General features: G+C 74.3%; 19 protein-coding genes. 15 read left to right on the top strand and 4 right to left on the bottom strand.

The window, feature by feature from the left end:
* Nucleotides 1–11: 11 nt before the first annotated feature.
* On the bottom strand, nt 12–1,016 hold the full coding sequence (locus IFT72_RS08350) for an iron-siderophore ABC transporter substrate-binding protein (protein WP_192046122.1): 1,005 nt from the start codon (nt 1,014–1,016) through the stop codon (nt 12–14).
* Nucleotides 1,017–1,155: 139 nt separating this feature from the next.
* On the opposite strand from IFT72_RS08350, the gene IFT72_RS08345 reads away from it, so the two are divergent.
* The 4 genes from IFT72_RS08345 to IFT72_RS08330 all read left to right on the top strand — a co-directional run bounded on the left by IFT72_RS08345 (nt 1,156) and on the right by IFT72_RS08330 (nt 4,907).
* On the top strand, nt 1,156–2,229 hold the full coding sequence (locus IFT72_RS08345; RefSeq protein WP_192046121.1) for an iron ABC transporter permease: 1,074 nt from the start codon (nt 1,156–1,158) through the stop codon (nt 2,227–2,229).
* A complete protein-coding gene (locus tag IFT72_RS08340; RefSeq protein ID WP_192046120.1) occupies nt 2,226–3,293 on the top strand; it encodes an iron chelate uptake ABC transporter family permease subunit in 1,068 nt (355 codons plus the stop codon). The genes IFT72_RS08345 and IFT72_RS08340 overlap by 4 nt, the downstream gene beginning before the upstream one ends.
* Nucleotides 3,290–4,120, top strand: a complete 831-nt coding sequence (locus tag IFT72_RS08335) for an ABC transporter ATP-binding protein (RefSeq protein WP_056056627.1) — start codon at nt 3,290–3,292, stop codon at nt 4,118–4,120. The genes IFT72_RS08340 and IFT72_RS08335 overlap by 4 nt, the downstream gene beginning before the upstream one ends.
* Nucleotides 4,121–4,226: 106 nt before the next feature.
* Nucleotides 4,227–4,907: an SDR family oxidoreductase gene (locus IFT72_RS08330; RefSeq protein WP_192046119.1), complete on the top strand. Its 681-nt coding sequence runs from the start codon at nt 4,227–4,229 to the stop codon at nt 4,905–4,907.
* Nucleotides 4,908–4,938: 31 nt separating this feature from the next.
* On the opposite strand, the gene IFT72_RS08325 is transcribed toward IFT72_RS08330, so the two are convergent.
* From IFT72_RS08325 to IFT72_RS08315, 3 genes are all read right to left on the bottom strand, one after another.
* Nucleotides 4,939–5,433, bottom strand: a complete 495-nt coding sequence (locus IFT72_RS08325) for a MarR family winged helix-turn-helix transcriptional regulator (protein ID WP_056056623.1) — start codon at nt 5,431–5,433, stop codon at nt 4,939–4,941.
* A 172-nt stretch (nt 5,434–5,605) separates the two neighbouring features.
* Nucleotides 5,606–7,252, bottom strand: coding sequence for a glycosyl hydrolase 53 family protein (locus tag IFT72_RS08320; RefSeq protein WP_185233355.1), 1,647 nt, complete (start codon nt 7,250–7,252; stop codon nt 5,606–5,608).
* A gap of 130 nt (nt 7,253–7,382) precedes the next feature.
* Nucleotides 7,383–9,434 carry a beta-galactosidase gene (locus IFT72_RS08315; protein WP_185233353.1) on the bottom strand — a complete coding sequence of 684 codons (2,052 nt, stop codon included), beginning with the start codon at nt 9,432–9,434 and terminating at the stop codon, nt 7,383–7,385.
* Nucleotides 9,435–9,638: 204 nt separating this feature from the next.
* On the opposite strand from IFT72_RS08315, the gene IFT72_RS08310 reads away from it, so the two are divergent.
* The 11 genes from IFT72_RS08310 to IFT72_RS08260 all read left to right on the top strand — a co-directional run bounded on the left by IFT72_RS08310 (nt 9,639) and on the right by IFT72_RS08260 (nt 22,972).
* Nucleotides 9,639–10,946, top strand: coding sequence for an ABC transporter substrate-binding protein (locus tag IFT72_RS08310; protein ID WP_056056617.1), 1,308 nt, complete (start codon nt 9,639–9,641; stop codon nt 10,944–10,946).
* Between the two features lie 81 nt (nt 10,947–11,027).
* Entirely contained in the window at nt 11,028–11,981 is a 954-nt protein-coding gene (locus IFT72_RS08305) for a carbohydrate ABC transporter permease (protein WP_056056614.1), read from the top strand.
* Nucleotides 11,982–11,983: 2 nt separating this feature from the next.
* A complete protein-coding gene (locus IFT72_RS08300; protein WP_167259793.1) occupies nt 11,984–12,934 on the top strand; it encodes a carbohydrate ABC transporter permease in 951 nt (316 codons plus the stop codon).
* Between the two features lie 46 nt (nt 12,935–12,980).
* Nucleotides 12,981–13,991, top strand: coding sequence for a LacI family DNA-binding transcriptional regulator (locus IFT72_RS08295; RefSeq protein ID WP_185233347.1), 1,011 nt, complete (start codon nt 12,981–12,983; stop codon nt 13,989–13,991).
* A gap of 161 nt (nt 13,992–14,152) precedes the next feature.
* Nucleotides 14,153–15,805 carry an ABC transporter substrate-binding protein gene (locus IFT72_RS08290; RefSeq protein WP_192046118.1) on the top strand — a complete coding sequence of 551 codons (1,653 nt, stop codon included), beginning with the start codon at nt 14,153–14,155 and terminating at the stop codon, nt 15,803–15,805.
* Nucleotides 15,806–15,808: 3 nt separating this feature from the next.
* A complete protein-coding gene (locus IFT72_RS08285) occupies nt 15,809–16,762 on the top strand; it encodes an ABC transporter permease (RefSeq protein WP_056056607.1) in 954 nt (317 codons plus the stop codon).
* Nucleotides 16,762–17,640, top strand: a complete 879-nt coding sequence (locus IFT72_RS08280) for an ABC transporter permease (RefSeq protein WP_185233343.1) — start codon at nt 16,762–16,764, stop codon at nt 17,638–17,640. Before IFT72_RS08285 ends, IFT72_RS08280 begins: the two co-directional genes overlap by 1 nt.
* Nucleotides 17,641–17,644: 4 nt before the next feature.
* Nucleotides 17,645–19,537, top strand: coding sequence for a gamma-glutamyltransferase family protein (locus IFT72_RS08275; protein WP_371741250.1), 1,893 nt, complete (start codon nt 17,645–17,647; stop codon nt 19,535–19,537).
* Nucleotides 19,521–21,218 carry an ABC transporter ATP-binding protein gene (locus IFT72_RS08270; RefSeq protein ID WP_192046117.1) on the top strand — a complete coding sequence of 566 codons (1,698 nt, stop codon included), beginning with the start codon at nt 19,521–19,523 and terminating at the stop codon, nt 21,216–21,218. The genes IFT72_RS08275 and IFT72_RS08270 overlap by 17 nt, the downstream gene beginning before the upstream one ends.
* A gap of 30 nt (nt 21,219–21,248) precedes the next feature.
* Complete coding sequence (locus IFT72_RS08265) at nt 21,249–22,049, top strand: GntR family transcriptional regulator (protein ID WP_235491251.1); 801 nt, start codon at nt 21,249–21,251, stop codon at nt 22,047–22,049.
* Nucleotides 22,046–22,972, top strand: a complete 927-nt coding sequence (locus tag IFT72_RS08260; RefSeq protein WP_192046116.1) for an acetamidase/formamidase family protein — start codon at nt 22,046–22,048, stop codon at nt 22,970–22,972. Before IFT72_RS08265 ends, IFT72_RS08260 begins: the two co-directional genes overlap by 4 nt.
* Nucleotides 22,973–22,981 lie beyond the last annotated feature (9 nt).

The raw sequence follows: 22,981 nt of genomic DNA, 5'->3' as shown, positions 1-22,981 counted from the left end.
GTCGCTCCCGGTCAGCTCTTCGTCGCCGTCTCGAGCAGCGGCACGAGGGCGTCGAGGGCGTAGCTGCGCGACAGCGAGGTGCCGAGCGAGTACGCCGACGAGACGTCGCCGTCGATGACGACGTCGTGCCCGGCCTCGACCGCCGGCAGGGCCTGCCACTGCGGGTCGTCGGTGATCTGCGCGGTGTCGATGTAGATCGGGAAGGCGACGATCACGTCGGCGTCGATCACGTCGAGGTTCTCCGACGAGATGCTCACCGAGAAGCCGCCCGAGTTCGCGTCGAGGGCGGCGACCTCCGGGTTCTGCTCGAAGCCGAGCGACTCGAGCAGGCTGACGCGCTCCGAGCCGGCGACGTAGGCGCCCCAGCCCTCGCTGGTCTTGGTGGCGGCCGTCACGGTGAGGCCCTTCCACCCGGGGTGCGCCTCGGCGGCGGCCTCGACCTCGGCCTCGCTCTGCGCGACGAGCTCGTCGCCCTTCGCGGACTGCCCGAGGGCCGTCGAGACGAGGTCCATCTGCTGCTCGAAGGTGGTCAGGTAGCTGTCGCCGCCCTCGGGCACGCCGATCGTGGGGGCGATGCCCGACAGGCGGTCGTAGCGGTCCTGGTCGCCCGACGACTTCGTGTCGAGGATGAGGTCGGGCTGCAGCGCGGCGATCGCCTCGTAGGAGGGGTCGAGCGTGCCGATGATCTCCGGCGACTGGTCGTAGAGGCCCTGGGCCCACGGGCCGACGCCGTCGACGTCGTCGCCGAACGCCAGCCAGTCGGAGGCGCCGACCGGCTGCACGCCGAGGGCGAGCGCCGTCTCGGCGTCGCCCCAGCCGAGCGCGACGACGCGCTGCGGCTGCTGGTCGACGGTCACCTCGCCGAACTTCGTGTCGACGCTGACGGGGAAGGAGTCGGCGGCCGGGGCGGCGGAGGAGGTGGCGGTCGCGTCGTCGGAGGCGCTGCCGGCCGCGCAGCCGGTCAGGGCGACGGCGGCGGCGGCCAGGAGGGCGGCGAGCTTCAGGGGGGTGCGCATGGGGTCCTCGGAGTCGGGGGCGGGGCAGGGGAGACGGGGTGCGGTGCAGGGTGCGGGGGAGTCGCTCCGGCGGGCCCGCTGCGGTGGGGGCGCGACGCTCGGGGTCGAACTCAGGGAAGGCTAGCCTAAGCTCCTCAGCATGGCCATCAGCACCCGGCCCGGCGACGTCCGGGCGACCCGGGTGGTGCGCCGTACCCGCACGCGGCTCGCCTGGCTGCTCGCCGGCCTGGGCCTGCTCGTCGTGGCCGTGCTCCTCAGCCTCGCCGTCGGCGCACGGCCGGTGCCGCCCGACGTCGTCGTGCAGCTGCTCACGGGCTGGAGCCCGACCGGCTCGACGGCGGCCCCCGACGCGGGCGACGCGACCGCCGTCGTCGACCTGCGGCTGCCCCGCACGGTCGCGGCGATCGTCGCGGGCGCCGGGCTCGGGGTCGCGGGCGCCGTCGCGCAGGCGGTGACCCGGAACCCGCTGGCCGACCCGGGCCTCCTCGGGGTCACCTCCGGCAGCGCCTTCGCCGTCGCCCTCGCCGTGGGGTTCGCCGGGGTCACGGCGGCCAGCGGGTGGGTGTGGCCTTCCCTGCTGGGCGCCGCGGTCGCGACCGTCGCCGTCTCGCTGATCGGCGGCGCCGGCCGCTCGGGCGGCAGCCCCGCGCGCCTGACGCTGGCGGGCATCGCGTTCGGCGCCGTGCTGAGCGGCCTGACCTCGGCCATCGTGCTCGCCGACCCCCGGCGCTTCGACGCGGTCCGCGCCTGGGAGGTCGGCAGCCTCGCCGACCGCGGCTGGGCGCCGGTCGTGACCGTGGCGCCGTTCGTCGTCGCGGGCGTCGTCGTCGCGCTCGTCGCCGCGCGGCCCCTCGACGCGGTCGCCCTCGGCGACGACCACGCCTCGTCGGTCGGCGTCTCGGTGCCGCTGGTGCGCGTCGCCGCGCTCGTCGTCGTCACGCTGCTGGCCGGAGGCGCCACCGCGGTGGTCGGCCCGGTCGCCTTCCTGGGCCTCATGGTCGCGCACGCCGCCCGCGGCGTCGTCGGAGCGAGCCAGCCGTGGACGATCGGCCTCAGCGCCGTGCTCGGCCCCGTGCTGCTGCTGCTCGCCGACGTGCTCGGCCGCGTCGCCGCCCCGCCCGGCGAGCTCGCCGCGGGCCTCGTCACCGCCGCCCTCGGGGCGCCGGTGCTCGTGCTCGTGGCCCGTCGCCGCACGGCGGGAGGGACGCGGTGACCGCGGGCACGGGCACGGGGTCCGGCACGGGGACGCCGACGCGCGGGGCGCCGCCCGCCCGCGCCCCGCGGCCGCGCTCGGCCCTCCGCCGGCATCGGGTCACGGCGACCGCCGCGATCGCCCTCGTCGCGCTCGTCGTCGGACTCGTCGCGCTCGGCCTCGGCGACTACCCGCTCAGCCCGCTCGAGGTGCTGCGCGCCCTCGGCGGCGCCGACGGCCCCGCCTCGACGATCGTGCTGGGCTGGCGGCTGCCGCGGGTCCTGGCCGCGCTCGTCTTCGGGGCCGCGCTGGGCGCCTCCGGAGCGGTCTTCCAGTCGTTGACGCGCAACCCGCTCGGCTCGCCCGACGTCATCGGCTTCTCGACCGGCGCCTACACCGGCGCGATCGTCGTGATCGTCTCGGGCGCGACCTCGACCGTCGGCACCGCCGCCGGGGCGCTCGTCGGGGGGCTCGGCACGGCCCTCGTGGTCTACCTGCTGGCCTGGCGCGGCGGCGTGCAGGGGCTGCGGCTCATCATCGTCGGCATCGGCGTCACCGCCGTGCTGCACTCGGTCAACAGCTGGCTGCTGCTGCGCGCCCAGGCCGAGGTCGCGCTGACGGCGTCGTTCTGGGGCGCCGGCACGCTCGCGCTCGTCAGCTGGTCGGAACTCGTGCCCGCGGCGGCGCTGCTCGCGCTGCTCGGCGTCGCGGTCGCCGTCCTCTCGCGGCCGCTGCGCCAGCTCGAGCTCGGCGACGACGCCGCGCGCGCGCACGGCCTGCGCACCGAGCCGGCCCGCCTCGCGCTCGTCGTTGTCGGGGTCGCGCTGACCGCGGTCGTCACGGCGAGCACGGGGCCGATCGTGTTCGTCGCCCTCGCGGCGCCCCAGCTCGCCCGGCGCCTCGTGCGCTCGGCGGGCGTGCCGCTCGGCGCGGCGGCGCTCGCCGGGGCCCTGCTGCTGCTCGTCGCCGACGTCGTCGCCCAGCACGTCACCACCTCGCCCGTGCCCGTCGGCCTCGTCACCCTCGTGATCGGCGGCGCCTACCTCGTCTCGCTGCTCGTCGGAGAATCCCGGAGGTCGTCGTGACCACGCCCCAGCCGCCCGCCACGCCCGGGCAGCCCGGCACGCCTCGCCTGGCCGCCCGCGCCGCGCACCTCGCCTACGACCGGCGCACCGTGTCGCGGTCGATCGACGCGAGCGTCCGCGACGGCTCGTTCACCGTGATCGTCGGGCCGAACGCCTGCGGCAAGTCGACCCTCCTGCGGGCCTTCGCGCGCCTCCTGAAGCCCCGGTCGGGCAGCGTGCTGCTCGACGGCCGCGAGCTGGCCGGCGTGCCCGCGAAGGAGGCGGCGCGCACCGTGGGCCTGCTGCCCCAGTCGTCGACGGCCCCCGAGGGCATCACCGTCGGCGAGCTCGTCGCGCGCGGGCGCTACCCGCACCAGGGCCTCTTCCGCCAGTGGTCGGAGGCCGACCGCGAGGCCGTCGACGGCGCGCTCGCCGAGACCGACCTCGTCGACCTCGTCGACGTGCCGGTCGACGAGCTGTCGGGCGGGCAGCGGCAGCGCGTCTGGGTGGCGACCGCGCTGGCGCAGCAGACCTCGGTGCTGCTGCTCGACGAGCCGACGACCTTCCTCGACGTCGCCCACCAGTACGACCTGCTCGACCTGTTCGCCCGGCTGCACGAGCGGGGCACCACCGTGGTGGCGGTGCTGCACGACCTCGCCCAGGCGGCCCGGTACGCGACCGACCTGATCGTGATGCGCGACGGCGAGGTGGTCGCGACGGGCGCCCCGGCCGACGTGCTCACCGCCGAGCTCGTCGAGCGGGTCTTCGACCTGCCGTGCGTCGTCGTGCCCGACCCGGTCACCGGCACGCCCCTCGTCGTCCCGCGCCGACGTCGCCCCTCGGCGTGAACCGCGTTCCGTGCGGTGAACCGCACTCCACTGCGGTTCACCGCACGGAACGCGGTTCATCGGCGGCCCGGCGGCGGGCCCAGCCGCCGCGGGTACGCTCCGCCGCATGACCGAACTGCGTGGTGCCGTCGTCCTGGTGACCGGAGCCTCGGGCGGGCTGGGCTCGCGCCTCGCCGCCCAGCTCACCGAGCGGGGGGCCGTCGTGGTGCGCGCCGGCCGGGCCGGCGGCAGCCTCCAGGGCCCGGGCGCCTACGTCGCCGACCTCCGCGAGCCGACCGGGGCGGCCTCGCTGGTCGCCGCGGCCCTCCAGGCCCACGGGCGCCTCGACGGCATCGTGGTCGCGGCCGGGGTCGTCGCCTTCGGGCCGGCCGACGCCGTCGCCGACGACACCCTCGCCGAGCTGGTCGACACGAACCTGCTCGCGCCGATCCGACTGCTGCGCGACGGCGCGGAGGCGCTGGCCGCGTCGGCCGCGGAGGGCCGCGACCCCTTCGTGGTGACGATCAGCGGCGTCGTGGCCGAGTCGCCGACCGCGGGCATGGCCGCGTACTCCGCGGCCAAGGCGGGCCTCGCCGCGTACGTGGGCGCCGCCTCCCGGGAGTTCCGGCGCCGCGGCGTCCGCCTGGTCGACGCGCGGCCGGGCCACACCGGCACCGCCCTCTCCGAGCACCCGATCGCGGGCAGCGCCCCGGCGTTCGGCGCGGCGCTCGACCCCGACGCGGTCGCGGCCCGCATCGTGCAGGCGATCGCCGACGGCGAGAAGGACCTGCCGAGCACGGCGTTCTGAGCGCCGCCCGGCAGGTCGCCGCGAGCGGGGCCTAGCTGGGGAACTCGGCGCCGAGCACCCGGAGGAGGTCGGCGAGCTGCGCCTGCTGGGCGCGGTCGAGCGAGCTGAGCGGCGACTCCTCCGCGGCGAGCAGGTCGAGCATGGCCGCGTCGACGCGCTCGATGCCGGCCGGGGTGATGCAGATGCGGGCGGCGCGGCCGTCGCGCGGGTCGGCCCGGCGCTCGACGAGCCGACGCTCGACCAGGCGGTCGAGGCGGTTCGTCATCGTGCCGCTCGTGACCATGGTCGCGGCGACCAGCTCCTTCGGGCTGAGCTCGAACGGCTCGCCCGCGCGGCGGAGCGTCGAGAGCACGTCGAACTCCCAGATCTCGAGGCCGGAGTGGCTGAACGCCTCGGAGCGCACGCGGTCGAGGCGCCGCGACACGCGCCGCAGCCGCGAGAAGACGTCGAGCGCCGCGAAGTCGATGTCGGGGCGCACGCGCGCCCACGCGTCGATGATCAGGTCGACTTCGTCGCTGGTGCTCACGGAGGCGTGTCCAATCCGGTCGGGGGTCCACCCACGATCATGCCCCCAGGAGGTGCGGGTCGCCTCCACGACGCCCCCGGCGGGGCCGAGCGCGCGCTCCCGGGACAGGCAGGAGGCGCGGTGCCGACCGACCGGCACCGCGCCTCCCCGGGGCTGCGCCCGGCCCTGTGGCCTAGTCGGCCGCGTACTCGTCGAGCGCGGGCAGCGGGCGGCCGTCGTGGTCCCACATGGCCTGGTTCTCCCACGCGTTGCCGGAGGTCGGGTCGTCAGGGTCCCAGCCGGCGCCGTCGACGGCCGTCCAGGTGGGCTCCCACGCGACGACGCCGATGCCGCGGCCGCCCGGGGCGGCGGCCACGACGTCCTGCACGGCGCGGAAGTTCGCCGCCTGGCCCTCGGGGGTCGCCGGGTAGCCGGGGGTCAGCATCGAGGCCTGCGCGACGACGTTCTCCCACACGTGGTCGGGGTCGTCGGCGAGGGTCCACGGGTAGGAGGTCTCGACGATCAGCACGTCGCGGTCGTAGCGCTCCGACAGGGTGCTGACGGCGCCCTGCAGGTCGGCGAGGCTGCCGTGCCAGTACGAGTAGTACGAGAGGCCGATCAGGTCGAACGGCACCCCGCGCGCGCTGACCTCGTCGAACCACCAGGTGAGGCCGTCGACGCCGGCGTTGATGTTGGTCAGGTGCAGCACGACCTTCGTCTCGGGCGACACCTCGCGGACGGCCGTGGCCCCCGCGGTGAGGAAGCTCGCGAGGTTCTCCCACTGGGCGCCCGTCACGCCGTCGGTCGGGTCGACGTCCCAGGTCTGGCCGAGCGGCCAGACCATGCCGGGGTTGATCTCGTTGCCGACCTGGACGGCGTCGGCGGTGATGCCCTCGGCGGCCAGCGCGTCGAGCACCGCCCGGGTGTGGTCGTGGATCGCCTGGGCGACCTGCGGGGCCGTGAAGCCCTGCCACGCCCTCGGCATCGTCTGCGCGCCCGGGTCCGTCCAGCGGTCGGAGTAGTGGAAGTCGACGAGCAGCTGCATGCCGGCCGCGTCGATCCGCTTCGCGCTCGCCACGACGTCGTCGAGGTCGTTGTAGCCGTCGCTCGGGTCGACCCAGACCTTCAGGCGGCCCATCGTCGCGCCGTGGTCGGCGAGCTGCTGGATCGCGTCGGCCGGCTGACCGGCCGCGTCGAGGTACACCGCCCCCTCGTCCTCGTTGCGCAGCAGGCCCGACACGTCGGCCCCGCGCACGTCGCGGGTGACGCGGCCGGGCGTGAACTGCACGTCGTCGATGCTCGCCCAGGCGCCCGCGGCGCCCGTCGTGCGGAAGGTCAGCGTGCACTGGCTGTGCGAGACCTCGGCCGAGACCGCGAGGCGCACCCAGCCGTCGTCCGCCTCGGTCGAGGGCACCGCGGTCGACGCCGCGACGGCCCGGCTCGACCCCTGCCCGCAGCCGGCGAGCTCGAGCGCGCTCGCGTCGAGCCCGCCGCCGCTCTTCACCCAGGCGCTGAACGTCCACCAGCCCGGCGTGACCTTCTTGACCTTCTGCGTGGTGACCGCCTCGCCGGCGGCGGGCAGCCAGTGCGTCAGGCGCGTGGGGGAGTCGTGCCCGCCCGCCTCGAGCGACGTCGTGCCCGAGCCCTTGCTGACCCAGCCGGAGGCGCCCTGCTCGAAGCCGGGATCGCTCACGACCGCCGTCGGCGACGCGGCCAGGGCCCCGCTCGTCGGCAGGAGGCCGCCGCCGAGGGCGACGACCGCGACGGCGACGCCGCCGGTGAGGGCGAGCCGCGCCCTCCGTCGGCCGCCGGGGGCGGGGTGGGGTGCGGGTCGAGCCATGGTCGTCCTCCTTGACGATCTGCGGGCGGTGCGGTGGCGGTGCTGGCGGTGCTGGCGGTGCGGCGGCGGTGCTGGTGGTGCGGTCAGGGGGCCCGGGCCGCGCCCGGTGGGCGGCGACCCGGGCCGGGCGTCAGCGGCGGTCGCTGCGGACCACGGCGACGCCGCCGGCGGCGATCGTCACCGTGCCGTCGACGGCCTCGCCGGTGAGCAGCTCGGTGCCGGTCGGGGCGACGACGGCGACCTCGGCGTCGGTGTGGTTCAGCCAGAAGGTGAACAGCGCGTCGTCCGAGCGGCGCTCGACGACCTCGACGCCCGCGACGCGGCCCTCGCGCTCGGCGACGCCGGCGTCGGCCAGCACCTGCTGCACGAGACGCTCGAGGTCGCCGCCCTCGACGCGAGTCGAGACGTACCAGGCCGAGCCCTCGCCGAGGGCGTTGCGGGTCACGGCGGCGCCGCCGGCCGCGGGGCCGGTCGTGTAGCTCGCGACGGCGGTCGCGCCCTCGAGCACGACGTCGTCCGACCAGCCGGCGCCCGTCGAGCCGTCGTCGAGCGAGACGAGCTCGTCGGCGTGCAGGGGCAGGAACTCGGGCACCGAGAGGCCGAGCACCTCGCGGAGCGCGCCGGGGGCGCCGCCCTCGTGCACCGCGTCGTTCTCGTCGACCACGCCGGAGAAGTACGACGCCAGGAAGGTGCCGCCGTCGCGGACGAAGCCGGTCAGGTTCTCCGTCGAGCGGTCGTCGACGAGGTAGAGCGACGGGGCGAGCACGAGGTCGTAGCCCGACAGGTCGTCGTGCGGGTGGCGGAAGTCGACGGTGACGCCGAGCTGCCAGAGCGCCGTGTAGTACGCGACGACGCGCTCGCGGTGGTCGAGCTCGACGGAGGGGCGCCACTCGAGGTCGTGGGCCCAGAACGACTCGATGTCCCAGAGGATCGCGACCCGCGCCTCCACCCGGCTGTCGCGGACGCTCGCCAGCTTGCCGAGGTCGCCGCCGAGGCGGACGACCTCCTGCCAGACGCGGCTCGAGGCGCCCGCGTGGGGGAGCATCGCCGAGTGGAACTTCTCCGCGCCGTAGCGGGAGGCGCGGAACTGGAAGAACATCACCGCGTCGGCCCCGCGGCCCAGGTGCGACAGGCTGTTGCGGGCCAGCTCGCCCGGGCGCTTGGCGATGTTGCGGGGCTGCCAGTTGACGGCGGAGGTGGAGTGCTCCATGAGCATCCACGGCCGGCCCTGCGCGAAGCTGCGGGTGAGGTCGGCGTCGAGCGCGAGCAGCACGTGGTTGTCGGGGCGCTCGGCGACGAGGTAGTGGTCGTTCGCCACGACGTCGACCTCGCGGGCCCAGGCCCAGTAGTCGATCGACGGGCAGTTGCTCGACATGAAGTTGGTCGTGACGGGGCGGCCCGGCGAGTGCGCCTTGATGACGTCGCGCTCGGCGACGTAGAGCGAGAGCAGGGCGTCGGAGGTGAAGCGGGCGAAGTCGAGGCGCTGCGTCTGGTTGACGACGGTCGCCGAGACGCGCGGGGCGTCGATGTGCTCCCACTCGCCGTAGACCTGGCCCCAGAAGAGCGTGCCCCAGGCCGCGTTGAGGGCGTCGAGGGTGCCGTAGCGCGCCTGCAGCCACCGACGGAAGGCGACGACCGAGTGCGGGCCGTAGTCCTCGCTGATCGGGGCGCCGTACTCGTTGTGGACGTGCCACATGACGACGGCCGGGTGCTGGCCGTAGCGCTTCGCGAGCTGCTCGGTGATCGCCGTGGCCGCGCGGCGGTACTCGGGCGAGCTCGGGCTGACCATGCCGCGCGAGCCGCGGCCGAGGACGGTGCCCTCGCGGGTGACGGGGTGCGACTCGGGGTAGGCGGCCCAGAACCAGGCCGGCGGCACCGTCGTGGGCGTGGCGAGGTCGACGTCGATGCCCGCCTCGTGCAGCAGGCCGATGATGTCGTCGAGGAAGGTGAAGTCGTACTCGCCCTCGCGGGGCTCGAGCAGCGCCCACGAGAAGATGCCGACGCTGACCAGGTTGACGCCCGACTGCTCCATGAGGGCGATGTCCTCGAGCCAGGTCTCGCGGGGCCACTGCTCCGGGTTGTAGTCGCCGCCGTAGCGGATCTCCGCACGGCCGGGGACGCGCGAGGCGCCGGTCTGCTCACCGGGCTGCGCGGCGGGCGGGGTCTCGAGCTCGAGTGACATGCGGTGATCTCCTTTGACTGTGTGCGCTCCCAGTTCTAGCACACGGTCACCCCGCCGAAATAGTGCGTCATCCGCATCTGGCGCACAGTTGACAAGCCATTTCGGCTGTGCATAACTGTAACCGCTCACAGGCACAGCGACGTGGTTCTCCGAAGCACGGCTGCGCCGCCCCACCCCAGCTCTTGCTTTCCTCAAGGAGGACGAATGCGCAGCTCATCCCGCCGTCTCGGCGTCGCCACCCTCGCCACGGCCGCACTTCTGCTCACCGCCGGCTGCTCCGCCTCCGGCGGGGACTCCGCCGACGGCGGCCCCGTCGAGCTCACCTACTGGGCCTGGGCCCCGAACCTCGACAAGGTCGTCGACATCTGGAACGACCAGAACCCCGACATCCAGGTCACGGTCAACAAGCAGGACGGCGGCGACCCCGCCATCACCAAGCTGCTCACGGCCATCAAGGCCGGCAGCGGCGCGCCCGACCTCATCCAGGCCGAGTACCAGAAGATCCCGACGCTCGTCGCCTCCGACGCGCTCGCCGACATCAGCGAGCAGGGCGCCGGCGACCTCGAGGGCGACTTCTCGGCCGGCACCTGGTCGTCGGTCACCCTCGGCGGCGACGGCGTGTACGCCATCCCGCAGGACTCCGGCCCGATGATGGCGTACTACCGCGAGGACGTCCTCGCGCAGTACGGCCTCTCCGTGCCGACCACGTGGGACGAGTACGCGCAGGTCGCCGAGGCGCTGCACGCGGCCGACCCGACCAAGTACCTCGGCACCTTCTCGGCGAACGACGCCGGCTGGTTCGCCGGCCTCGCCCAGCAGGCGGGCGCCTCCTGGTGGTCCAACGACGGCGAGAGCTGGAGCGTCGACATCGCGGAGGACCCGACCGAGAAGGTCGCCTCGTACTGGGGCGGCCTCGTCGAGAGCGGCGCGATCGACAACGCGCCGATGTACACGCCCGAGTGGAACGCCGGCCTCAACGACGGCTCGCAGGTCGGCTGGATCAGCTCGGTCTGGGCCCCCGGCGTGCTGAGCGGCAACGCTCCCGACACGGCCGGCAAGTGGACGGCCGCGCCCGTGCCGCAGTGGGACGCCTCGGAGCCGACCGACGGCAACTGGGGCGGCTCGACCACGGCCGTCACGACCCAGTCGACCAAGAAGGAGGCGGCGGTCGAGTTCGCGACGTGGCTGAACACCGACCCCGAGGCCGTCGCCGCGCTCGCCGACATCTCCGGCGTCTACCCGGCCGCCACCGACGCGGCGTCCGACGCGCTGACGACCCCGCCGGAGTTCTTCAGCCAGCAGGCCGACTTCTACGACATCGCCGCGGCGTCCTCCGACGCCGTGCAGCCCTTCACCTACGGGCCGAACGTCAACGTCGCCTTCAGCGCCTACAACGACGAGTTCGCGAAGGCCGCCGACGCCCGGACGCAGTCCGCGTTCGAGGACGCCGTCGACGCCATGCAGGAGATCACGCTCGACGACCTGACCAAGAGCGGTTTCTCGGTCAAGTAGCCGTCCACCCGGGAGGGGCGGCCCCGGCCGCCCCTCCCGCCCCGCACCCGCACCGCCCCCCCACGAGGAACCAGGACCGGCATGGCCGACACGCTCACCCCCACCCGACCGGCGACCGGTCGACGACCCGGCAGCGTCCGCAGCCGGGTGATCACGCCCTACGCGATGCTCGCCCCCGGCATCGTGCTGTTCGTCCTCTTCATGGCCGCGCCGATCGTCTACACGGTCTTCCTCAGCTTCCAGAAGAAGCAGGTGATCGGGCTCGGCCTCGGCTCGGGCGGCCAGACCACGGCCTTCGCCGGCCTCGAGAACTACGTCGGCACGCTGACCGACCCCGAGTTCGGCGCCAGCGTCGGGCGCGTGCTGCTCTACGGCGTCGTGCTCATCCCGTGCATGCTCGGCCTCGCGCTGCTCTTCGCCCTGCTGCTCGACTCCCGTCGCACCCGCGCGGTGACCTTCTCGCGCGTCTCGATCTTCCTGCCCTACGCCGTGCCCGCCGTGATCAGCTCGCTGCTGTGGGGGTTCCTGTACCTGCCCGCGGTGAGCCCGTTCTACTGGGTGTTCGACCGCCTCGGCTGGGACGTCGACAGCGTGCTCGGCTCCGGCACCGTCCTGTTCGCGATCGCCAACATCGCCCTCTGGGGCGGCGTCGGCTTCAACATGATCGTCATCTACACGTCGCTCCGGGCCGTGCCGAGCGACGTCTACGAGGCCGCCCGCCTCGACGGCGCGAGCGAGGTCCAGATCGCCCTGCGCATCAAGATCCCGATGGTCGCCCCGGCGCTCGTCATGACGGGCCTGTTCTCGATGGTCGCGACGCTGCAGGTCTTCGCCGAGCCGACCACCCTCCGCCCGCTGACGAACAGCCTCTCGACCAGCTGGTCGCCGCTGATGCTCGTCTACCGCGACGCGTTCACCCGCGACGACATCTACTCCGCGGCGGCGACCTCGGTCGTCATCGCCCTCGCCACCTTCATCGTCTCCTTCTTCTTCCTCCGGGTCGTGCAGAAGCGAGCCTTCGGCCAGGAGGACTGACCATGACCACCCTCGACACCGCCCCCGAGGCCGCGGCCTCCCCGGCCGACCCGACCCGCGCCTCCGGCGCCCGCCCCGTCGCCCCCGCGCGGCCGCGCCGCGACCCCTCCGCCCCGCGCCTGCACGCCGAGCGGCCGAGCGTCGTCTCGACCGTGCTGCTGCTGATGGGCGCCGTCTACTGCCTCTTCCCCGTGCTGTGGGTCGTGATGGCCTCGACCAAGGACGGCGGCGAGCTGTTCTCGACCTTCACCCTGGCCCCGAGCGGCCACCTGATCGACAACGTCGTCGCGCTGACGCAGTACCGCGACGGGCTGTTCTGGCGCTGGATGCTCAACACCGCGCTCTACGCGGGCATCGGGGCGATCGCCTCGACCTACGTGTCGGCGCTCTCGGGCTACGTGCTGGCGAAGTTCGAGTTCCCGGGCAAGAAGGTCGTCTTCAACGTGCTGCTCATGGGCGTTCTGGTGCCCGGCGTGATCCTCGCGATCCCGCAGTACTTCCTGCTCGCGAACGTCGGCCTGACCAACACGTTCTGGGGCGTGCTGCTGCCCCAGATCATCAGCCCCTACGGCATCTACCTGGCCCGCATCTACGCCGCGGCGGCCGTGCCGACCGACGTCATCGAGGCGGCCCGCACCGAGGGCGCCACCGAGATGGGCATCTTCTCGAAGATCGCCGTGCCGATGTTGCTGCCCGGGCTCGTCACGATCTTCCTGTTCCAGTTCGTCGCCATCTGGAACAACTTCATGCTGCCGTACATCATGCTCGGCGACGACTCGCTCTTCCCCCTCACGGTCGGCCTCAACGGCCTGCTCAACCAGGGGGCCTCGGCACCGGCGCTGTACACGCTCGTCATCACCGGCGCGCTGCTCTCGGTCATCCCGCTGATCGCGATCTTCCTGGTGCTGCAGCGCTTCTGGCGCGTGGACCTCGCCGCCGGCGCGGTCAAGTAGGCGGCGGGGCGTGGCGGGCGGGGCGGTCGCCCCTAGGCTGTCCCGCGTGAGCAGCGCGACGGGCCGGCGACCGACGATCGACGACGTCGCGACCGCGGCCGGCGTCTCGCGCGGCACCGTCTCGCGGGTGCTCAACGGCGGCCGCTGGGTCAGCCCCGACGCCAAGGGGGCGGTCGACCGGGCCATCAAGCAGACCGGCTACCGCGTCAACCCCCACGCCCGCAGCCTCGCGACGAACCGCACCGACTCGGTCGCCTTCCTCCTCACCGAGGACCACCAGCAGCTCTTCGAGGACCCGAACTTCTCCGCGCTGCTCAAGGGCACCGCGGCGGCCCTCGCCGCGGCCGAGAAGTCGCTCGTGCTGATCATGGCCGGCACGGTCGCCGAGCAGGAGCGCGCGGTGGCGTACATCCAGGCGGGGCACGTCGACGGCGTGCTGCTCGTCTCGGCCCACAGCGGCCAGCGCCTGCTCGCCGACGTCGTCGCGGCGGGCGTGCCCGCGATCGCCTGCGGCATCCCGCTCGGCTACGAGAAGAAGCTCGGGCACGTCGGGGCCGACGACGAGCAGGGCGCCCGCGACATGGTCGCCTACCTGCGCTCGAGGGGGCGGCGCCGCGTCGCGACGATCACGGGGCCGGCCGACACCCCGGGCGGGCTGATCCGCCTCGACGGCTACCGGGCCGAGCTCGGCGACGAGTACGACCCGACCCTCGTCGCGCACGGCGACTACAGCCGGGCCAGCGGCGACGCGGCGATGCGCGAGCTGCTCGCGGTGCACCCCGACCTCGACGCCGTCTTCGCGGCGAACGACCGGATGGCCGCGGGTGCCCTCGACGCCCTGCGCGACCTCGGGCGGCGCGTGCCCGACGACGTCGCCGTCGGCGGCTTCGACGACTCGAGCGTGGCGGCGCAGACCGAGCCGCCGCTGACGACGATGCGGCAGCCGTTCGACCGGATCAGCGCCGAGATGGTGCGGCTGCTGCTCCAGGTCATCGCGGGCGAGAAGCCGGCGACGATCACCCTGCCGACCGAGATGGTCGTACGCGGGACGGCCTGATCCGCCCGACCCGCCTGGCCCGCCCGACCCGACCCGCGCCTCCCGCCCCCTCGTCCGGGGCACGTTTTACATGGTCGTAACGCGTTGTATACGAAATCGAGCCTGTGCGGCTGATTGCATTCAATCCACTCCCTCCCGCACCCTCGAGCATCGGATCACACATGCCTCGCACCTCGTTCCCCCGGCGACGCGCGCTCGCGCTGCCGGCCGCCGCCCTCGGTCTCGCCCTCGCGGTGACCGGGTGCCAGCAGGTCCAGACCACCGACACCCCGTCCGCCGGCAGCCGTGAGGACGTGTCGACCGCGCCCATCGGCGACTCGACGATCGTCGAGGGCGGCGACCTCGTCATGGCCCTCTCGGCCGAGCCCGACCGGCTCGACCCCACCACCTCCTCGTCGCTCTACACGCGCTACGTGATGGAGACGATGTGCCAGAAGCTCTACGACATCGACGCGGAGGGCCAGATCGTGCCGATGCTCGCGACCGAGCTGCCCGAGGTCAGCGACGACGGCCTGACGGTGACCTTCCCGGTGCGCACCGACGCGGTCTTCGCCGACGGCACGCCCCTCGACGCGGCCGCCGTCGTCACGACCCTGCAGCGCGGGCTCGACAAGGACGACTCGTCGCGCCGGAGCGAGCTCGGGCCGATCACGGGCATCACCGCGGTCGACGACTCGACCGTCGAGGTCACCTACTCCGAGCCCTTCGCTCCGCTGACGGCCGCCCTCGCCGACCGTGCCGGCATGGTCATGTCGCCCACCGCGCTGGCCTCGGCCGGCGACGCCTTCGGCGACGCGCCCGTCTGCGTCGGCCCGTACAAGTTCGTCGAGCGCGTGCCGCAGACCTCGATCACCGTCGAGCGCGACCCGCTCTACTACGACGCCGAGTCGGCCCACTTCGACACCATCACGTACCGCATCATCACCGACGCGAGCATCCGCGCTGCCAACCTGCAGTCGGGCGACGTGCAGGTCGCCGACTCGATGTCGACCCAGGACGTCGGCACGCTCAAGGAGGACGACTCGCTGACGGTGCTCGAGGTCGGCTCGCTCGGCTACCAGGGCCTCACCGTCAACATCGGCAACCAGGACGGCATCGGCACCGAGCCGGTGCAGATCGACACCCCGCTCGCGAGCAACGCCGTCGTGCGCCAGGCGCTCTCGATGTCGATCGACCGCGAAGCGCTCGTGAAGACCGTCTTCGGCGGCCTCTACGACCCGGCCTGCTCGCCGATCTCGCCCAGCAGCCCCTTCGCCACCGACGCGAGCGACGCCTGCCCCGACTACGACCCCGAGGCCGCGAAGCAGATGCTGGAGGACGAGGGCGTCGACACGCCCCTCGCCATCGACATGCAGGTCAGCAACAACCCCGACACCGTCCGCTTCGCCCAGGCTCTGCAGGCGCAGGTCGCCGACGGCGGCTTCGAGCTGACCATCACGCCCGTCGAGTACTCGACGCTGCTCGACGTGCAGACGCAGGGCGACTTCGAGGCGCTGCAGCTCGGCTGGTCGGGCCGCATCGACCCGAACGGCAACATGTTCAACTTCCTGTCGACGGGCGCCGGCAACAACTACAGCGGCTACAGCGACGACGCGGTGGACGAGCTGCTCGGCGACGCCGCCTCGACGACCGACGTCGACGAGCGCGCCGAGCTCTACGGCCAGGTCGTCGAGAAGGTGCAGGAGGACGACCCGATCATCTACCTGTACCGCGTGCGCAGCCTCACCGCGCTGTCGAACGACATCGCCGGGGTGTCGACCTACGCCGACGGCGTCGTCCGCCTCAGCACCGCCGCGTTCGTCGAGGCCGACTGAGCCATGACGCGCTACCTCCTCACCCGCCTGTGGCAGTCGGCTGTGACGCTCGTGCTCGCCTCGGTCGTCGTCTTCCTCGGCGTGCGGCAGCTGCCGGGCGACCCGGCCCTCGCCCTCGCGGGTGAGGAGGCGAGCCCGGAGCAGGTCGCGGCCATCCGCGCCGACCTCGGGCTCGACGACTCGCTCGTCGTGCAGTACCTGCGCTTCGCCGGCGCCTTCCTCCGCGGCGACCTCGGGCAGTCCACCCGCACGGGCACGCCGGTCACCGAGCTGATCGGGGCGACCCTGCCGGTGACCCTGTGGCTGGCGCTCTACGCCATCGTCGTGGCCGTCGTCGTCGGGGTCGCCCTGGGCGTCGTCGCCGAGCGCTGGCGCGGCCGCTGGCCGGAGTGGATGGCCAACGCCGCCGCCCTCGTCGGGCTCAGCGTGCCGAACTTCTGGCTCGGGATCCTGGCGATCCTGTGGCTGGCCGTCGGGCTGGGGCTCTTCCCCGCCTCCGGCTACGTGCCCGTCAGCGACGACCCGTGGCAGGCGCTCGTGCACCTGACGCTGCCGGCGCTCATCCTCGGCACGTCGCTCGCCGCCGTGATCATGCGGCAGACGCGGGCGTCGATGATCGAGACGATGACGACCGACTACGTCCGCACCGCCCGGGCGAAGGGCCTCGGCCGCGGCCGCGTGCTGCTCCGCTACGGGCTGCGCAACTCGATGATCGTCGTCGTGACGATCGTCGGCCTCCAGCTCGGCGGGCTCATCTCGGGCGCCGTCGTCACCGAGCGCATCTTCGCGCTGCCGGGCTTCGGCAAGCTCACCCTCGACGCGGTCTTCACCCGCGACTACCCGGTGGTGCAGGCCGTCGTGCTCGTCATCACCCTCGGCTACATCCTCATCAACCTCGTGGTGGACGTGCTCTACAGCGTCCTGAACCCGCGCATCCGAGTCGGAGGAGCCTCCTGATGACCGTCCTCGTGCCCACCACCCACGAGCTCGGCTCGGCCCGTGGCCGCGTCTGGGGCCAGCTGAGGCGCAACAAGCTCGGCGTGACCGGGGCCGTGATGCTGCTCGTCGTCGTCGTGGCCGGCGTGCTCGCCCCGGTGATCGCGCCCTACGGCCCCGCCGAGGTGCACTTCGACACGCCCTTCCAGCTGCCCGGCACCGTCGGGTTCCTGCTCGGCACCGACGACCTCGGCCGCGACATCCTCTCGCGCACCGTCTACGGCATCCGCGTCTCGCTCGTCGTCGGCGTGCTCAGCGTGCTGCTCGCGGTGGTCGTCGGCACCCCGCTCGGCCTCGTCGCCGGGTACTGGCGCTGGCTCGACGCGATCGTCTCGCGGCTCACCGACGTCATGCTCGCCTTCCCCTTCCTCATCATCGCGGTGGCGCTCGCCGCCATCAGCGGGCCGAGCCTCGGCAACGCCGTGGTGGCCCTGGGCATCGCGCAGATCCCGACGATGATCCGCGTCGTCCGCGGCGAGACCCTGCGCATCCGCTCGAGCGACTTCGTGCTGAGCGCCCGCACCATGGACGCCACCGGGCTCCGCGTGATCTTCACGCACGTGCTGCCGAACTGCGTCTCGGCGATCATCGTCCAGGCGACCGTGATCATGCCCGTCGCGGTGATCGGGGAGGCGCTGCTGTCGTTCCTGGGGCTCGGCATCCAGCCGCCGACGGCCAGTCTGGGCATCATGCTCTCCGACGCGCAGCAGTACCTCGCGAACGCCCCGTTCGCCGCCGTCGTGCCGGGCCTCGCCATCGCCGTCATCTGCCTCGGCTTCAACCTCGTCGGCGACGCGCTCCGCGACGCCCTCGACCCGACCTCCCGTGAACGGAACTGACCCCGTGACCTACACCGCGCCTCCGGCGTTCACCACCCGGCCCGACCTGCGGGGCACCGTCGGCATGACGGCCTCGACCCACTGGCTCGCGACGGCCTCGGCCCAGTCGGTGCTCGAGCGCGGCGGCAACGCCTTCGACGCCGCCGTCGCCGGCGCCTTCGTGCTGCACGTCGTCGAGCCGCACCTCAACGGCCCCGGCGGCGACATGACGGCGGTCTTCGCGACCGCCGACGAGCCCGGCCGCCCCGTCGTGCTGATGGGGCAGGGCCCCGCGCCCGCCGCCGCGACGGTCGAGCACTACCGCGCCGAGGGCCTCGACCTCGTGCCCGGCTCGGGCGCCCTCGCCGCCGCCGTGCCCGGCGCCGTCGACGCGTGGCTGCTGCTGCTCCGCGACCACGGCACGTGGGAGCTCGCCGACGTGCTCGCCTACGCGATCGGCTACGCCCGCGACGGCCACCCGCTCACCGCCCGCGTCAGCGAGACGATCGCGGCCGTCACCGACCTCTTCACCGAGCACTGGCCCACGTCGGCCGACCGCTGGCTCGTCGACGGCGCCCCGCCCGAGCCGGGCTCGCTGGTGACCAACGAGGCGTACGCCCGGGTGCTCGACGGGCTGGTGAGCGCGGGAGGCGCGGTGCCGGTCGCCGAGGAGGGCTCCGGCCCCGCCGCCGGGGAGGCCGCCCGTCGCGCCCGCGTCGACGCCGCGCGCACCGAGTGGGCCGAGGGCCCCGTGGCGCGCTCGGTCGACGCGTTCGTGCGGGCCCCGCACCGGCACTCGACCGGGGGCGACCACGCGGGCGTGATCCGCGCCTCCGACCTGGCGGCCTTCCGCGCCTCGACGGAGGAGGCGGCGACCGTCGAGTTCCGCGGCCACGTCGTCGCCAAGACCGGCGCGTGGGGCCAGGGCCCGGCGCTGCTGCAGGTGCTCGCGATGCTCGAGCCGCTGCCCGACGAGCTGCTCGACCCGTCGACCGCCGACGGCGCGCACACGATCATCGAGGCGCAGAAGCTCGCGATGGCCGACCGCGAGGCCTGGTACGGCGACCGCGACGTGCCGCTCGACCGGCTGCTGTCGCCCGGGTACGCGGCCGAGCGCCGCGCCCTGATCGGGTCGGCAGCCTCGCTCGAGCTGCGGCCGGGCGACCCCGGAGGGGCAGGAGTCGCGGGTCGGCTGCCGACGCTGCGCACCGACCACGAGACCACGGCCAGCGGCGTCGGCGAGCCCACCGTCGGCTCGTTCGCGGCGGTGCCCGCCGACGACGCCCGCCAGCCGGGCGCCGAGCCCGACGTCGCGCCGACCGGCGAGACGCGCGGCGACACGTGCCACATCGACGTCGTCGACCGCTGGGGCAACATCGTCTCGGCGACGCCGTCGGGGGGCTGGCTGCAGTCGTCGCCGACGATCCCCGAGCTCGGCTTCTGCCTCGGCAGCCGCCTGCAGATGTCGTGGCTGGAGGAGGGCACGGCCTCGACGCTCGAGCCCGGTCGCCGCCCCCGCACCACGCTGACGCCGACGCTCGTGCTGCGCGACGGCCAGCCGGTCGCGGCGCTGGGCTCGCCCGGCGGCGACCAGCAGGACCAGTGGCAGCTGCTCTGGCTGCTGCGCACCCTCGTCGGCGGCTGGAGCCCGCAGCAGGCGATCGACGCGCCCGCGCTGCACACCACCGCCTTCCCCGGCTCGTTCTGGCCCCGCACCTGGACGCCCGGCGGCGTCGTCGTCGAGGACCGCCTCGGCGACGACGTCATCGCCGAGCTCGAGCGCCGGGGCCACGTCGTCACCCGCGCCGGCGACTGGTCGCTCGGCCGGCTGTCGAGCGTCACCCGAGACCCCGCGACCGGCGTGCTGGGCGCCGCCGCCAACCCCCGAGGAGCACAGGCCTATGCCGCAGGACGCTGACCGCGTGACCACCCCGACCGGCGCCGCGGGCCCGAGCACCGCCGCGGGCTCGCCCGCCTCGCCCGCCGAGCCGCTGCTCACCGTGCGCGGTCTGCGGGTCGCGTTCGGCGACCGCGACGTCGTGCACGGCGTCGACCTCGACGTCGCCCGCGGCGAACGGGTCGCCATCGTCGGCCAGTCCGGCTCGGGGAAGTCGACCGTCGTCGCCGCGGTGCTGCAGCTGCTGCCCGGCGCCGGCCACGTCACCGGGGGCAGCGTGCACCTCGGCGGCGACGAGCTGACCGGGGCGGGCGAGGCGCGCATGCGCTCCGTGCGCGGGGCGCGCATCGGCCTCGTCCCGCAGGACCCGTCGACCAACCTCAACCCGTCGATGACCGTCGGCGCGCAGGTCGCCGACGCCCTCCGCGCCGGGGGAGCGCGCGGCCGGGCCACGGTCGCCCGCCGCGTCGTCGAGCTGATGACCGAGGCGGGCATCCCCGACGCCGAGCGCCGGTCGGGGCAGTACCCGCACGAGTTCTCGGGCGGCATGCGCCAGCGCGTGCTGATCGCGGTGGCCCTGGCCCGCGACCCCGAGCTGCTGATCGCCGACGAGCCGACCAGCGCGCTCGACGTCACGGTGCAGCGGCAGATCCTCGACCACCTGCAGACCCTGGTCGACGCCCACGGCACGTCGCTGCTCTTCATCACGCACGACCTCGGCGTCGCGGCCGACCGCACCGACCGCATCGTCGTCATGCTCGACGGCCGCGTCGTCGAGCAGGGCACGCCGCGGCAGATCCTGCTCGACCCGCAGCACGAGTACACGAAGCGCCTGGTGGCGGCCGCCCCGACCGTCGCGGCCGCCGCGGCGCTGCGGGCCGAGGAGCCGGTGGGCCAGGAGGGGCAGGAGGCGCGGGTCGACCCCATCCTCGTGGTCCGTGACCTGGTCAAGGAGTACCGCCTGCGGGGTCGCCGTGGTGAGACCGTCCGCGCCGTCGACGGCATCTCGTTCGAGGTGCCGCGGGGCACCACGACCGCGGTGGTGGGCGAGTCGGGCTCGGGCAAGACGACGCTCTCGCGCATCGTGCTCGGCATCGAGCCGGCGACCTCGGGCACCGCGCTGATCGACGGCGAGGGCATCACCGCCAGCCGGGGAGCCGCGCGGCGGGCCCTGCGACGACGGGTGCAGCCCGTCTTCCAGGACCCGTACGGCTCGCTCGACCCGACCTACAGCGTGGAGCGGCTGGTCGACGAGCCGCTGCGCGTCTTCGGCGTCGGCGACCGCGCCTCGCGTCGGGCGCGCGTGGCCGAGCTGCTCGACCAGGTCGCCCTGCCCCGCTCGGTGGCGCAGAGCCGGCCCGGCGAGCTGTCGGGCGGCCAGCGACAGCGGGTGGCGATCGCCCGGGCGCTCGCGCTCGAGCCCGAGCTGCTCATCTGCGACGAGGCCGTCTCGGCCCTCGACGTGCTCGTGCAGGAGCAGATCCTCGAGCTGCTCGCCGAGCTGCAGGGGCGCCTGGGCCTGAGCTACCTCTTCATCACGCACGACCTCGCGGTGGTGCGGCAGATCGCCCATAGTGTGGTGGTGATGCGGCGCGGCCGCATCGTCGAGCGGGGCAGCGTCGACGACGTCTTCCTCTCGCCGACCGACGAGTACACCCACCACCTCCTAGGAGCGATCCCCGGTGCCAGCCTGGCCGTCTGACCCCACGCCGCACGCCCGAGCGGCGGCGTCGTGCTGAGCATCGTCGACGCCGTGCGCGCCGACATCGTCGCCGGGGCCCTCCAGCCCGGCACGCGCATCACCGAGGCGGCGCTCGCCGAGCGCTACGGGGTGTCGCGCGTGCCGGTGCGCGAGGCCCTGCGCGGCCTCGAGGCGGAGGGGTTCGTCGAGTCACGGCCGAACGTCGGGTCGCGGGTCGCCGAGATCCCCGTCGACGAGGCCGACGACCTCTTCGCGGTGCGGGAGGCCCTCGAGATCTCGACCGCGCGTCGGGCCGCGGCCCGGGCACGCCAGCTCTTCACGCGCGACGAGCCGGCCGACGACTGGCAGCGCGTGCGACGCAGCCTCGAGCAGCTGCTCGACGACGGCGACGCCGCGATCGAGGTCGGCGACCTCGACCGGCTCGTCGAGCTCAACGAGCGGTTCCACATCGGGGTGGCCGAGCTGAGCGGCAGCATGACGCTGGCGACCCTGCTGCGTCAGCTCTCGCGCAAGATCGAGTGGCTCTACGCCCTCGACACGTTCTCGCGCGGCAAGCGGCTCTGGCCCGACCACCGGGTCATCCTCTCGGCGATCGACGCCGGCGACGCCGACCGGGCCGCCGAGCTGATGGGCTGGCACGTCCGCGAGTCGCGCATCGGCTACCTCAGCCGGACGGCCCCGGCGGAGGTCGTCGACGAGCTCCGCGCGACGCCGCCCGTCGTCGTCCCGGCACGCGCGACCGCGGTCGGCGGGGCGACGGCGGTGGCCGCCTCGGCCCGGGCCACGCCCACGCCCGCGCTCGCGCCCGTCCCGGGGGAGGGCGCCGCGTGACGGCCCACCGCCTCGACCCCACGCGCGAGACGACGAACGACGTCTACTCGCGCGACCACCGGCCCGTGCTCACGGTCGACCCCGGCGACACCGTCGTCGTGGGCTCGCTCGACGCCTCGGGCCACCTCGAGCGCCAGACGACGCCGGGCGAGCTCCGCCCGCGCCTGTTCGAGCCCGCCCGCGGCCACGCCCTCACCGGCCCCGTGGCCGTCCGGGGCGCGCGCCCCGGCCAGGTGCTCGTCGTCACCTTCGTCGACCTGCGGCCCGGCGAGTGGGGCTGGACGGTCGCGGGCGGCCGCGAGACCCCCGTGACCACCCGCCTCGGCCTCGCCGACGTCGAGCCCTCCTGGCTGCTGTGGGAGATCGACGCCGACGCCGGCACGGCCACCGAGAGCCGGGGCCTCACCGTCCCGACGGCGCCCTTCCTCGGCGTCACCGGGGTGGCGCCCGCCGAGCCGGGCGAGCACGCCACGACGCCCCCGCGCGCCACGGCCGGCGGCAACATCGACTGCCGCGAGCTCGTCGCGGGCTCCGTCCTCTACCTGCCCGTGCAGGTCGACGACGCCCTGCTCTACCTCGGCGACGGCCACGCGGCGCAGGGCGACGGCGAGGTCGGCGGCACCGCGGTGGAGTGCCCCATGACGACGGAGGTGCGGGTCGACCTGGTCGACGACCGCCCGCTCGACGGCATCCACGCCGAGACCCCGGCCGGGCGCGTCACCTTCGGGTTCGACGCCGACCTCGACGTCGCGACCGGCGACGCGCTCGACGCGATGGTGACCTGGCTCGCCGTGCTGCTCGACGTCGACCGGGCGACGGCCCTGGCCTTCGCCAGCGCCGTCGTCGACCTCCGCGTCACGCAGGTCGCGAACCAGACCTGGGGCGTCCACGCCGTGCTGCCGACCGGGGCCCTCGGCCTCTGAGCGGTGCCC

This window comes from Frigoribacterium sp. CFBP 8754 (assembly GCF_014841815.1).
Taxonomy (GTDB): Bacteria; Actinomycetota; Actinomycetes; order Actinomycetales; family Microbacteriaceae; genus Frigoribacterium; species Frigoribacterium endophyticum.
The sequence above is the reverse complement of the archived record's forward strand: the minus strand, read 5'-3'. Positions and strand labels throughout refer to the sequence as shown.